12 protein-coding genes are annotated in these 12,799 nt (G+C 72.2%); 1 reads left to right on the top strand and 11 read right to left on the bottom strand.

From position 1 onward, the window contains the following. Positions 1-141: 141 nt before the first annotated feature. The 9 genes from ACEXOX_RS29580 to ACEXOX_RS29540 all read right to left on the bottom strand — a co-directional run bounded on the left by ACEXOX_RS29580 (position 142) and on the right by ACEXOX_RS29540 (position 10,880). Positions 142-840 (bottom strand): response regulator, encoded by a 699-nt coding sequence (locus tag ACEXOX_RS29580; protein WP_406524163.1) that lies wholly within the window; start codon positions 838-840, stop codon positions 142-144. 60 nt (positions 841-900) lie between these two features. Continuing rightward, positions 901-1,383 carry a hypothetical protein gene (locus ACEXOX_RS29575; RefSeq protein ID WP_406524162.1) on the bottom strand — a complete coding sequence of 161 codons (483 nt, stop codon included), beginning with the start codon at positions 1,381-1,383 and terminating at the stop codon, positions 901-903. Continuing rightward, complete coding sequence (locus ACEXOX_RS29570) at positions 1,353-3,281, bottom strand: histidine kinase (protein WP_406524161.1); 1,929 nt, start codon at positions 3,279-3,281, stop codon at positions 1,353-1,355. The genes ACEXOX_RS29575 and ACEXOX_RS29570 overlap by 31 nt, the downstream gene beginning before the upstream one ends. A gap of 123 nt (positions 3,282-3,404) precedes the next feature. Beyond that, on the bottom strand, positions 3,405-4,391 hold the full coding sequence (locus ACEXOX_RS29565; protein ID WP_406524160.1) for an ABC transporter substrate-binding protein: 987 nt from the start codon (positions 4,389-4,391) through the stop codon (positions 3,405-3,407). A gap of 2 nt (positions 4,392-4,393) precedes the next feature. After that, positions 4,394-6,388, bottom strand: coding sequence for an ABC transporter permease (locus ACEXOX_RS29560; RefSeq protein ID WP_406524159.1), 1,995 nt, complete (start codon positions 6,386-6,388; stop codon positions 4,394-4,396). Next, the gene (locus ACEXOX_RS29555) at positions 6,385-6,639 is read right to left on the bottom strand and encodes a hypothetical protein (RefSeq protein WP_406524158.1); all 255 of its coding nucleotides are present in this window, start codon (positions 6,637-6,639) and stop codon (positions 6,385-6,387) included. Before ACEXOX_RS29555 ends, ACEXOX_RS29560 begins: the two co-directional genes overlap by 4 nt. After that, complete coding sequence (locus ACEXOX_RS29550) at positions 6,639-7,772, bottom strand: glycine betaine/L-proline ABC transporter ATP-binding protein (RefSeq protein WP_406524157.1); 1,134 nt, start codon at positions 7,770-7,772, stop codon at positions 6,639-6,641. Before ACEXOX_RS29550 ends, ACEXOX_RS29555 begins: the two co-directional genes overlap by 1 nt. After that, entirely contained in the window at positions 7,772-9,313 is a 1,542-nt protein-coding gene (locus ACEXOX_RS29545) for a GMC family oxidoreductase (protein WP_406524156.1), read from the bottom strand. Before ACEXOX_RS29545 ends, ACEXOX_RS29550 begins: the two co-directional genes overlap by 1 nt. A 58-nt stretch (positions 9,314-9,371) precedes the next feature. Continuing rightward, the gene (locus ACEXOX_RS29540) at positions 9,372-10,880 is read right to left on the bottom strand and encodes an aldehyde dehydrogenase family protein (RefSeq protein WP_406524155.1); all 1,509 of its coding nucleotides are present in this window, start codon (positions 10,878-10,880) and stop codon (positions 9,372-9,374) included. Between the two features lie 372 nt (positions 10,881-11,252). Between ACEXOX_RS29540 and ACEXOX_RS29535 the strand changes: the two genes are divergently transcribed. Then, positions 11,253-11,399 (top strand): hypothetical protein, encoded by a 147-nt coding sequence (locus ACEXOX_RS29535; protein WP_406524154.1) that lies wholly within the window; start codon positions 11,253-11,255, stop codon positions 11,397-11,399. Positions 11,400-11,416: 17 nt separating this feature from the next. Here ACEXOX_RS29535 and ACEXOX_RS29530 read toward each other — a convergent pair whose 3' ends face one another. Next, entirely contained in the window at positions 11,417-12,049 is a 633-nt protein-coding gene (locus ACEXOX_RS29530) for a hypothetical protein (RefSeq protein WP_406524153.1), read from the bottom strand. A gap of 310 nt (positions 12,050-12,359) precedes the next feature. Further along, positions 12,360-12,737 carry a hypothetical protein gene (locus tag ACEXOX_RS29525; protein WP_406524152.1) on the bottom strand — a complete coding sequence of 126 codons (378 nt, stop codon included), beginning with the start codon at positions 12,735-12,737 and terminating at the stop codon, positions 12,360-12,362. Positions 12,738-12,799: the final 62 nt, after the last annotated feature.

The following is a 12,799-nucleotide window of genomic DNA, read 5'->3' as shown; positions in this document are numbered from 1 at the left end:
CCGGTGAGGTGTCATGTCGTCGACATGCCCCGGCCGGGGGCGCTTCTACTATGCCCGGGCTCCACGCGGGGACGGCGCCGAGGGGTCGCGCTGTACCCCAACCTTTTTACGGACCCTGACCTGCGGTCCGGACGCCGCGCCTCAGCCCGCCAGGCCCGCCTGGTGCGCCAGCAGCGCTGCCTGTACGCGGCTCTGGGTGCCGGTCTTGTCGAGGATGCGCCCGACGTGCGTCTTGACCGTGCCCAGGCCGATCTCCAGGCGGCTGCCGATGTCCAGGTTCGACAGGCCCTGGCCGAGCATCGCCAGTACCTCCCGTTCCCGGTCGGTCAGCGTGGCGAGCCGCTGGTCGGTGCCGTCCGTGCCGTTGGCGGTGCCGGTCCGGCCGCCGCCCTGGAGCATCCGTTTGACGACATGGCCGGTCACGCCGGGCGAGAGCACCGCGTCGCCGGCCGCCGCGGCCCGTACGGCGCTGATCAGTTCCTGCGGCCCCTCGTCCTTGAGCAGGAAGCCGCTGGCGCCGGCCTGGAGGGCGCGGGTGACGTTCTCCTCGTCGCCGAAGGTGGTGAGCATGACGACCTGCGGCTTGGGGTCGAGCCGGACCAGCTGCTCGATGGCGGCGAGGCCGTCGAGCACCGGCATCCGGATGTCGACGAGAGCGACGTCGACCGGGGTGCGGGCGGCCAGTTCGACCGCCTCGGCGCCGTTGGCGGCCTCCGCGACGACGTCGATGTCCTCGGCGTGCTTGAGGATGAGGCGGACACCGTGCCGGATCATTTCCTCGTCGTCGGCGAGGAGGACTCGTACGGGCTGTGCGGCACGCGCGGCGGGGAGATCGCTCATGCGCACAGGCTAACGGGGCGCCCGCGCGGGGCCGGGGCCGTCATCGGTCGGTGCTCTCGCTCACTCAAGGTCCATGGGCACCCCGAAGCTGTATTCGCCGCCGGGCTCCTCGCAGAGTGAATCGGGTACTCCGCCTACTCCGGCCAGCAGCGCTTCCGCCATGCCCCGCGTCAGCCGCGTGTCCGGCCGCGGTGTGGGGCCCGGGGCGGGCGGGTCGCCCTGGGTGGCCCGCCCGCTGCCCCGGGCCGTGAACCGGGGCGGCGCGGCGGCGCCGGTGCCCGGTCCCATGAAGGCGGTGGTGTCCGCGGCGACGACCACCCGGGCCCAGGTCTTGTCGCGTTCGGGGCCGTGCTCGCTGAAGACGGTCAGCCGCACCAGGCCGTTGCCGTCGTCCAGGCCCCAGGGCAGGGTCCATTCCAGTGCCCCCGGCACCGGGTTCGTCCAGGTCCCGGCGCGCTGTTCGCGCCGGTGCACGTCCCGGCACACCTCCAGCAACGGCTCCAGGTACCGGATCACGTACGCGTGCCAGGACTCCACGGCCATGTCGTCGCTCCCCTCGGCGGCCGGCGGGCGAGGGCGGAGGGCCGACTGCCGACGGCCGACGGCCGGCTGCCTGGCCGAACGGTAGCCGCAGCGGACCGTCCACGGCAGTCGGATCGGGGGACTGTCGGCCGATCGGGGGAACGAGGGTCGGTCGGGGGTTGAACGCCAATCGGGGGTTGAAGGTCAATCGGGGTGGTGGAGGTCGATCGAGGCGGTGGAGGCCAGGAGATCAGCGGACCGACGGCACCCAGAATCTGTCGATGTCGGTCAGTACGCCGGCACGGAAGCAGTACCGGGTGAGTTCCAGCCGTCCGCCAATCGCCTCGTCGCCGGTGTACGGGAAGATGCACTCGGTGCCGCTGGGCCGGCGCGGCTCGTGGCCCGCGGCGGCGGCGCGGGCGAGGTCGTTGTCGTACAGGTACGCGGATTCGACGTCCTGCCGGCCCATGCCGACATGGACGCTGTCCGGGGAGAGGGGTTCCTGGACCGGCCGGGAGCTCTGCACCAGGCCCAGTCCGAACACCAGCATCGCCCCCACCCCCACGAGTCCGAGGACGCCGGTCGCCAGGCCGGGCAGGTGGCGCAGGACGCCGGGCAGGGCGCCGGACTGCTGGTGTTCTTCGGCGGTCAGGAGGAGGGGAAGCCTCCGGGTGGGCGGCGGACGCCGAGGGCGAGGCGGGGTGCGCGGGGACCGTCGCCTCGACCAGGAAGCCGCCGGCGCCGGTCGGTCCGGTGCGCAGCTCGCCGCCGAGCAGGCCGACCCGTTCGCGCAGGCCGGTCAGTCCGCGGCCGGTGCCGAGGCCGGTGGCGGCCTCGGGGGGCGCCGGGGGCGCGCCGTTGCGGACGGTGACGCGTACGCGGTCGTCGGTGTGCTCCACGGTCAGTTCGACGGTCGCGCCGGTCGCGTAGCGGTGGACGTTGGTCAGCGACTCGCGGACGACGCGGTGCACCGCGCGCCGTACCCGCGGTTCGAGGGCGTCGAGGTCGGAGCCCTGCCAGCGGACGGTGACGGCGATGCCCGCGGCGCGGGACTCCTCGGCCAGCGCGTCGATGTCCGCGCGGGTGCCGGTGGCGTCGGTGAGGGCCTCGGTGCCGGTGTCGCGGCCGAGCGGGCCGAGGACGCCGAGGACCGCGCGCAGTTCGTTCATGGCGTCCCGGGTGGCGGCGCGGACCTGCGCGGCCTCGTCCTTCAGCTCGGGCGCCTTGGTGGCGAGCGCCATCTCCAGGCCGCCGCTGTGCAGCGAGATCAGGCTGAGGCGGTGGCCCACCAGGTCGTGCATCTCGGCCGCTATCCGGGAGCGCTCCTCGACGCGGGACGCGCTGTCGATCAGCCGCCGGGCCTCCTCCGCGGCGGCGGCACGTTCCCGCAGGGCGACGACCAGGCGGTCCTGTTGCCCGCGTGAGCTGCCGACCAGGCCGGGGACGAGGATGCCGACGCCGCCGACGACCAGGCCCAGGGCGAAGCCGTAGCGCCAGCTCCCGTACCCGGTGCAGACCGTGCCGACGATGGCGGTGAGCACCGGGATCATGGTGGCGGTGAACAGGACGACGGTACGGCGGCGGGGGCCGTCGACGCGGCGGATCGCGTCGAAGGCGACGAGGGCGGTGAGCATCCCGCCGATCGGCAGGATGCCCGCCACCGCGGCGAGGACCAGCAGGCAGGTGACGGGGATGCGCCTGCGGAAGGGCAGCAGCGCCGCCGCCCCGGCGCACAGGGCCAGTTTCCCTTCGAACGGCAGCAGCCCGAAGAAGCCCATTTCGTTGGCACCCTCGGCGCCCAGGGCGGCCAGGTAGACGAACGCCGTGCCGGCCTCCAGGAGGACGGTCGGGCGGCGCCGCTTGCGCCGTCGCGGCGGGGCGGCCTCGTACGGCCGGGGCGTCGGCGACGTGAAGGGCATGGTCTCGATTATCCGTACGACGCGGGCGGAATCGCTGAACCCTGAGAAGGAGGAAGGGCCGGGCGGGTCTGTCCGAAGACAGACCCGCCCGGCCCCGGCCGGTTCCCGGCGGCTACCGCCCGGTTACTTCTTCGGCAGCCACTTCTTCCAGACCTCCGGGTGCTTCTCCACCCACCGCTTGCCCGCCTCGTCGGCGGACAGGCCGTCGGCGGCGATCATCTCGGAGACCTCGTTCTGGTTCTCCTTCGTCCACCGGAAGTTCTTCAGGAAGGCCGCGGCCTCGGAGCCGCCCTTGGCGAATTCCGTGTTGAAGAACTTCTGGAGCGGTGTCGTCGGATAGGCGCAGTCGATGCTCGACGGGTCCTTCGCGCCCTTTTCCGCGCAGGCGTCGGTGTATTCGGGGAGTTTGACCTCCACCATCGGCACCTGGTTGAACAGCCACTGCGGCTCGTACCAGTACGTGAGGAACGGCTTTTTCTGCTTGGCGAACTGCTGGATCTGGGTGATCTGCGCCGCCTCGGAACCCGCGAAGACGACCTCGAAGTCCAGCTTGAGGTTCTTCACCAGCGCCTTGTCGTTGGTGACGTAGGACGGCGAGCCGTCCATCAGCTGGCCCTTGCTGCCGCTCTCGGAGGTGCGCAGCTGGTCGGCGTACTTGTTGAGGTTCTTCCAGTCGGTCACGTCCGGGTGCTGGTCGGCCCAGTACTTGGGGACCCACCACCCGATGTGGCCGGTGACGCCGTTGCCGCCGCCCGCCGTGATCGTCTTCTTGTCCTTGATGTAACGCTTCTCCTGGTCCGGGTGGCCCCAGTCCTCCAGGATGGCGTCCACCCGGCCCTGGCTGAGCGCGTCCCAGGCGGGGATCTCGTCCACCTGGACCGTGTCGACGTGGTAGTCCAGCTCGTGTTCGAGCAGGTACTTGGCCACCGCGACGTTGGCCTGCGCGCCGACCCAGGTCTGCGTGGACAGGGTCACGGACTTGGAGCCGCCCGGCGCCTGGAAGGGCGAGCCCTGCTTGGTCATGTCGGCCTTGCCGCAGCCGGAGAGGGCGAGCAGCGTCGCCCCCGCCAGCGCGGCGGCCCCCAGTACGCGTATACGGGTACGGGCCATGGTTACGCTCCCTTCCCCGTCGTACGGCGCTGCGTCGGCTGGGTGACCCGGTCGAGCATCAGGCCCAGGCAGACGATGGCCACGCCCGCGACCAGACCGAGGGCCAGGTCGCCGGTCGCCAGGCCGGTGACGACGTCGTAGCCCAGCGCGCCACCGCCCACCAGGCCGCCGATGATGACGACGGCGAGGACGAGGACGACGCCCTGGTTGACGGCCAGCAGCAGCGCGGGCCGGGCCAGCGGGAGCTGGACCTGCCGAAGGGTCTGCCATCGGGTGGCGCCGAGCGAGCGGGCGGACTCCATCGCGGCCGGGTCGACCTGCCGCAGGCCCTGGGTGGTGATGCGGATGACCGCGGGCAGCGCGTACACGACGGCGGCGGCGGCGGCCGGGGCGCGGCCCACGGCGAACAGCGCGACCACCGGGATCAGGTACACGAACTGCGGCATGGTCTGCATGACGTCCAGCACCGGCCGCAGGATCGCCTCCAGGCGCTTGCTGCCCGCGGCGAGGATGCCGACGGCGAAGCCCAGCACCAGGGTCACCGCGAGGGCGGCGAGGACCTGGGAGAGGGTGTTCATGGACGGCTTCCAGACGCCGAGGACGCCGATGGCGGCCATCGCGAGCGTCGCGGTCAGCGCGGTGCGCCAGGTGCCGATCACCCAGGCCAGCGCGGCGACGATCAGCAGCGCGCCCCACCAGGGCAGCGCGGTCAGGCCGTCGCGCAGCGGGTCCAGGACCCAGGAGGTGAAGTGCGCGGCCCAGTCGGCGGTGCCGCCGACGACGGGGACTCCGGAGTAGAGGTGGTCGACCATCCACTCCTTGAAGTCGTTGACCGGGCGGGCGACGGCCACCGTCCAGCCGGACGGCCAGACGGTCGAGCCGGCCAGCCGGCCCGCGGCGGTGACCAGCGCGGTGAGGACGGCGATGCCGGCCCAGGCACGCCAGCCGCGCAGCAGCTTCGGGCCGCGCGTGGCCGGGTCGGCGCCCATCCGCTCGCCGGCGGCCGCGGTCGTCCGGTCCATCACGATGGCCAGCAGCACGATCGGTACGGCGGCGGCGAGCGCGGCGCCGACGTCCACCGAGGCGAGGGCCTGGTAGACGCGGTCACCGAGACCGGCCGCGCCGATCATGGAGGCGATGACGGCCATGGACAGCGCCATCATGATCGTCTGGTTGAGGCCGAGCAGCAGTTCCTTGCGGGCCAGCGGCAGGCGGGCGGTCAGCAGCCGCTGCCGGCCGGTCGCGCCGAGCGAGGCGACGGCCTCCAGGACGCCCGGGTCGGCGCCGCGCAGGCCGAGCGCGGTCAGCCGGGCCATCGGCGGGGCCGCGTAGACGACGGTGGCCAGCAGCGCGGCGGGCACGCCGATGCCGAAGATCAGTACGACGGGCAGCAGGTACGCGAAGGCCGGCAGCACCTGCATGGTGTCCAGCACCGGCCGCAGGATCTTGAACAGCCGCTCCGAGAGGCCGCCCGCCAGGCCCAGCAGCGCGCCCACGGCCACCGAGGCGAGCACCGCCACGATCATCAGGGCGAGGGTCTGCATGGTCGGCAGCCACATGTCCAGGACGCCGCTGACGGCGAAGGAGATCAGCGCGGTCGCGGCGATGCGGACACCCGCGACACGCCAGGCGACGAGGGTGACGCCCGCGGTGACGCCGGTCCAGCCGAGCAGCAGCAGGAGCTGGTAGACGGCGCGTACGGAGATGACGACGGCGTTGCTGAGGTGGCCGAGGAAGTACACGAACAGCGGGTGGCTGTCGCGGTTGTCGATGATCCAGTCGCTGGTCCGGCCGAGCGGGCCGGTCAGGTCGACGGTCAGGTCGCTCGGCCAGGTGCCGCTGGACCACTTGGCGTGGGCGAGCGGTACGAGGACCGCCGCGGCGACGGCGAGGACAAGGATCTTGCGGAGGCCGCGGCTCTGGAGGGCGGCTCGCAGGGCGCCCGGCTGGTCGGGCGCGGCGGTGGCGGTGCTCGCGGTGGGGGTGGCGGCCGTCATGCGCGCCCCCGCTTCACCGTGCCGGCCGGTATCTGCATCGCCGCGGCGCGCTGGGCCTCGTGCCAGCGGCGCTGTACGGCGGTGCGGAACCGGTCCGCCAGGGAGTGGACTTCAGGGACGTGCCGGGCCCGGCCCCGGGTCGGCGGCTGGAGCGTCCGCACCTGGGCGGGGGCGACCCGTACGGGCCGCCGGGTCGGTGGCCAGCCGGCCGCCACCGCGGCGGCGTCGGCGGTACTGGAATGCGCGGACATCAGGCAGCCACCTCGCCGGCGTCGATCTTGGCGACGACGTTGAGCAGGCAGGTGCTGTCCACGATGCCCAGGCAGCGCTTGCCGTCCATCACACGGGCCGCGCCGCCGGAACGGGCGACGGCCTCGATGGCGTCGGCGACCAGGGTGTCCGGCGCGAGCGCCGCTCCGGTCTCCGTCTCGCCGCCCTCGGCCGGGCGCATGGCGCGCCGTACGGTCAGCACCTGTTCGCGCGGTACGTCCTGGACGAAGTCGCGCACGTACTCGTCGGCCGGGGAGCCCACGATCTCCTCGGGCGTGCCGAGTTGAACGATTTTCCCGTCGCGCATCAGGGCGATCCGGTCACCGATGCGCAGTGCCTCGGCGAGGTCGTGCGTGATGAAGACCATCGTGCGGCCCTCGTCCTCGTGCAGCCGGACGACCTCTTCCTGCATGTCCCGCCGGATCAGCGGGTCGAGCGCGCTGAACGGCTCGTCGAACAGCAGGACTTCGGGGTCCACGGCGAGCGCGCGGGCGAGCCCGACGCGCTGCTGCTGGCCACCGGACAGCTGCCCGGGGCGGCGATTCTCCAGCCCCGCGAGGCCGACCTTCTCCACCATCTCGGCGGCGCGCTCGCGGCGTTCGGCCCGCGGCATGCCCTGGATCTCCAGGCCGTACGCGACGTTGTCGATCACCGAGCGGTGCGGCAGCAGGCCGAAGTGCTGGAAGACCATCGCGGCGCGGCGGCGGCGCAGTTCGCGCAGCTTGGTCCTGTCCATGGCGCGGACGTCCTCGCCGTCCATGTCCAGGCCGCCGCTGGTCGGCTCGATGAGCCGGGTCAGACAGCGCACCAGGGTGGACTTGCCGGAGCCCGACAGGCCCATGACGACGAAGACCTCGCCCTTGTGGACGTCGAAGCTGACGTCGCGGACGGCGGCCGTGCAGCCGGTCCGCTCGCGGAGTTCCTGCGCGGACAGACCGGTCAGCTCGGCGTCCTCCGGGACGCGCTCGGCCTTGGGACCGAAGACCTTCCACAGGTTGCGGACGGAGAACACGACGTCACGAGGGTCCTGGGGAGACCGGGCTTCCCCGGCCGCCAGGTTGTCGGCGGCCTCGCGGGGCTGGGGTATACCGGCTTCAGGGGCGGCGGCGGCCATCACGCACCACCTCCCTGGGTCGGGGAATCAACCAGCAGCTCAGCTGCCTTCTCCCCCACCATCAGCACGCCGATCATCGGGTTCACGGCGGGCATCGTCGGGAAGACCGACGCATCGGCGATCCGGATGCGGGACAGGCCGCGGATCTTCAGCTCGGGGTCGACGACCGCCAGCTTGTCGTCCTCGGCGCCCATCTTGCAGGTGCCCGCGGGGTGGTAGACGGTGTGCGCCGCCTTGCGGACCAGCTCGCTGATCTCGGCGTCCTCGGTCACGTCCGGGCCGGGGAAGACCTCGCGCTTGAGCCACTTCTTGAACGGCTCGGCCTCGGCGACCTTACGGGCCAGCTTGATGCCGTCCACGAGGGTCTTGCCGTCGTAGTCGCCCTCGTCCTCGAAGTACTTGAAGTCGAGCGCGGGCTTGACCTCGGGGTCCTTGGAGGTCAGGTAGAGCCGTCCGCGCGCCCGGGACTTGGGGATGTTTGGCGTCATCGACACGCCGTGCTCGGGCCGCTCGTACCCCAGCCGCTCCGGGTTGTCGGTGAACGGGATCTGGTAGAAGTGGAACATCAGGTCCGGACCCTTGTGGTCCGGGTCCCGCTTCACGAACAGGCCCGCGTCGGAGTCCATCGCGGAGTTGTCCGGCAGCGGCCCGTTGGTCTCCCAGACGATCACCGACTCGGGGTGGTCGATGAGGTTCTCGCCGACGCCCGGCAGATCGACCTTGCAGTCGATGCCCAGCGCCTCCAGGTCCTTCTTCGGCCCGATGCCCGAGTGCATCAGCAGGCGCGGGGTGTCCACCGCGCCGGCGCACACCAGCACCTCGCGCGCGGCCTCGACGTACGCCTCCTCGCCGTCCTTGGTACGGACGTGGACGCCCTTGGCGGTGGTGCCGTCCAGCTCCAGCTTCGTCGCCCAGGTCTCCAGCATCAGCGTGAGGTTGGGGCGGTCACCCGCCTCCATGTGCGGGTGCAGGTAGGCGACCGAGGCGGAGGACCGCTTGTTGTTCTCCGGGTGGTACGACAGATCGAAGAACCCGACGCCCTCCTCGAACGGCTGGTCGTTGAAGCCGACGACCTCCGGCACGCCCAGCGCGCTCTTGGTGGCCTCGATCCAGTCCGTGGCGATCTGGTTCTGGTCCTTCTTCGCCACCCGCACGATGTTGTTGCGCAGCTTGCCGAAGTAGGGGTCCATGTTCTTGGCGCCCCAGCCGGTGGCGCCCGCCGCCTCCCACTCGTCCCAGTCGGACGGCAGCGGCTTGAAGGAGATCAGGGTGTTGTGCGACGAGCAGCCGCCCAGCACCTTGGCGCGGCTGTGCAGGATGTGCGAGTTGCCGCGGGGCTGTTCGGTGGTGGTGTATTCGTAGTCCAGCTCGCCGCCGAGCAGGCCGAGCCACTTGCGCAGCGTCAGCACGTCCTCGCGGTCGATGTCGGAGGGGCCGCCTTCGATGACGGCGACGCTGATGCCGGGGTCCTCGGTGAGCCGGGAGGCGATCACCGATCCGGCGGTGCCACCGCCGACGATCACGTAGTCGTACACGGGCATGAGGTGGTGCTCCTTCTGCAAAGTTCGTGCGAGCGTGGTGCGGTGAACAGACGGGGCCTCAGCCCGCGAACCAGCGGACCGGTTCCGGCCGGAGGTTCTCGTAAACGTGCTTGCTCTCGCGGTACTCGTCCAGACCCGCGGGGCCCAGTTCCCGGCCGATGCCGGACTTGCCGAAGCCGCCCCACTCGGCCTGCGGGAGGTACGGGTGGAAGTCGTTGATCCAGATGGTGCCGTGCCGCAGGCGGGCGGCGACCCGGCGCGCGCGGGCGGTGTCGGCAGACCAGACGGCGCCGGCCAGACCGTACTCGGTGTCGTTGGCCAGCGCGACGGCCTCGTCCTCGGTCGTGAACGTCTCCACGGTCAGGATCGGGCCGAAGGTCTCCTCGCGGATCACCTTCATGCCGCGGTGGCAGCCGTCCAGCACGGTCGGGCTGTAGAAGTAGCCGGTGGCCGGGCGGACGTCACTGGCCTCGGGGCGGCGTCCGCCGCACCGCAGCTGGGCGCCCTCCTGAAGGGCGGAGGCCACGTACGCCTCGACCTTGTCCAACTGCTGCTGCGAGACGAGCGGGCCGCACTCGACGCCCTCTTCGGTGCCGCGGCCCAGCTTGATCTTCTCGGCGCGCCGGGCCAGTTCGGCGACGAAACGGTCCCGCACCGACTCCTCGATGATCAGGCGGGCACCGGCCGAGCAGACCTGGCCGCTGTGCGCGAACGCGGCGTTCAGCGCCTGGTCGACGGCGGTGTCGAAGCCCTCCTCGGTGGCGCAGGAGTCGGCGAAGACCACGTTGGGGTTCTTACCGCCCAGCTCCAGCGCGATCTTCTTGGCGCCCGCGACCGCCGCCGCACCGGCCTTCGTGCCGCTGGCCAGCCCACCGGTGAAGGAGAACAGATCCACGTCCGGGTGCTCGGCCAGCCGCTGGCCGACCGGCAGGCCCGCGCCGGTGACGATGTTGGCGACCCCGGCCGGCAGCCCGGCCTCGACCAGCAGCTTGATCAGGTACACCGTCGTGAGCGGCGTGACCTCACTCGGCTTGATGACGAAGGTGTTGCCCGCGGCGAGCGCCGGGGCGACCTTCCAACTCGCCTGGAGCAGCGGGTAGTTCCACGGCGTGATCATCGCGCAGACACCGACCGGCTCGTGCACGACGACACTGTGCACGTCCGGGCTCCCGGCGTCCACCACCCGCCCGCCGCTCTCGTTGATCACCAGATCCGCGAAGTAACGGAAGGCGTTGGTGACGTCGTCCACGTCGACCCGGCCCTCTTCGAGGGTCTTGCCGGTGTCCCGGCTCTCGATGAGGGCGATCTCCTCGCGATCCCGCTGGAGCAGGTCCGCGACCCGCCGCAGCAGCGCGGCCCGCTCCGCGACGAGGGTACGGGGCCACTCGCCCGCGCCGTTGTCGAAGGCGCGGCGTGCCGCCTCGACCGCCGCGTCGGCGTCCTCGGCGCCACCCTCGGCGACGACTTCGAGCGTCTTCGCATCGGCGGGGTCCAGAATCTCCCGAGTGGCGCCGGATACGGCGGAGCGCCACACCCCGTCTACGTGAATCGTCTCGCTTGCCGACACGTCTGATCTGCCTTTCGACTTCCGGTTTGCTGCCACTGGTTCACACCAGCAACGAGGACCCCTCCCCGGAACCCCTTTACCTATGCCGAAACGTCGAAGGAAAGTGACCCGACTCACTCTTCCGGCCCCCGGAATGCAGGTTTGCGGGGGCCGATCCGGGTCACTGGACGGTCCTTATGGCCCACCGCCCGAGGGGGCGAACGTCCGTTCAGGAGGGCCTGGTGTCCCCCACCGACGCTGCCCGTCTTCTCAGGTCGCCGGGCCGCCGCGCTGCCGCCCCGCGACGGTCCACGCCCGCACCGGATCGTCGTGCGGCGGCCGCGGCGCACGGCCCACCACGGGGTCGCCGTACGCGCTGCCCTTCCCTGGCTCGTGGCCGCACTCGGTGCCGCACGGGCGCGCTTCGAGGCTCCCTGGACTCGCTGGAACCTCGTGCGCACCCTCACCACCACGGCCGCCCTCGGCTGCCTGATCCGCGGTCTGGTCGTGCACGGACGTCTCACGGGCAACGGTGGTTGAGGCGCCGCAGCCGCCGCTCAGGAAGCCCGAGGATCGAAGAACTTCAGCGCCGTCTGCTGGATACGGCTCTGGGCGGGCCAGTCCGCGTCCGGGCCGAGGACCAGGACGGCGAACTGGCGGCCGTCGGGGACGGTGAAGGCGCGGTCGGTGACGCGGGCGCGGACGCCGAGTTTCTCGCTGTCGTAGGCGTAGACGAGTTCGACCGTGCCGGAGCTGACGCCGACGTCCTTGGCGGGGCCCAGGCTCATCTCGACGTATCCCGGCTTGTCGGCGAGGCTCTGGGAGGTGGCCGTGAGGGCTTCGTGCGGGGTGATGTCGGGCTCGGTGACCTCGAAGATCTGGAGGAGGTACCGCTCGTCGGGGGCGGTGTAGAAGACGCCGTCCGAGCGCTGGGTGCGCTGCCAGTTCCGCGGTACGGCGATGGAGAAGCCGGCGCTGTCCCGGGCCAGACGGTAGCCGGGCGGGACCGTGCCCGAGGGGGACGGGCTGCCGGTCGCCGGGTCGTCCGTGGCGGAGCCGGTCGGTGCGCCGGGCGGGGCGGTCGCCCCGTTCGGGCCCGTCGACGAGACCGCGGTCCCGGGGTCGGTACGTACGGTGGTGTCGTCGCCGCCCCACAGCAGCCAGCCGCCGCCGAACCCCACGGCGACCACGGCGGCCGCCGCGCCGACGACGAGCGGCGTCGGCCAGGTGCGCGGGCGGGTGGCGGACAGGCCCGTGCCGGGTGCCGCCGCCGGGTCGTGGCCCGGCGGGCGGGGCGGCGGGTAGGCCGGGAGGTGCGGCGCGTCGGCCGTGTCGTCGGTGAAGAAGCCCGCTTCCGGTGCGGACGCGGGGCCGGGTACGAATCCGGGCTTGGGCGGTGGCGGGCCCGTGTACGGCGCTGGAGCCGGGCCGCCGGAGTCCCAGCGCTGTTCCTCGTCGTTCCAGCGCGCCCCGCCCGCGCCGCCCCCTGCTCGCCCATGCTCAGCCTCCCAGCATTGCGGCCACGGCCTGCCCCACGGCGGCGCCCGACGCGAGCATGCCGGTGACCGCGCCCGCGTCGGCCAGCGCCGTGCGCAGCCGGTCCAGGCGGCCGGGCGCGGTGCGGCCGGTGGTCTCGATCTCGTCCTGCGCGTCGGCCAGTTCGGCGGTCAGCAGGGTGACCTGCGGGGTGTCGACGACCCTGGCCAGGTCTTCGCGCAACTGGCGTACGGCGGTGAGGAGTTCTTCGTGCGCGGGGTCGGTACCGGGACGGTCCGAGGTGTTCTCGTGGTGGGTGACCGTGTTGTGGTCGCCGATGGCGAAGGCGCCGTGCACCTCGCCGATGTGGATGCCGCGGTTGCGTTCGTCAGCCGTTGCCATGTCTGCCTCCCCGTTCGTCCGCTGCGTTCGTCCGCCGTGGTGCCGTGTGCGCCGGCCGTGGC

Origin of the sequence: Streptomyces sp. Ac-502, from assembly GCF_045222935.1 — a bacterium.
Classification (GTDB): Bacteria; Actinomycetota; Actinomycetes; order Streptomycetales; family Streptomycetaceae; genus Streptomyces; species Streptomyces monomycini.
The sequence above is the reverse complement of the archived record's forward strand: the minus strand, read 5'-3'. Positions and strand labels throughout refer to the sequence as shown.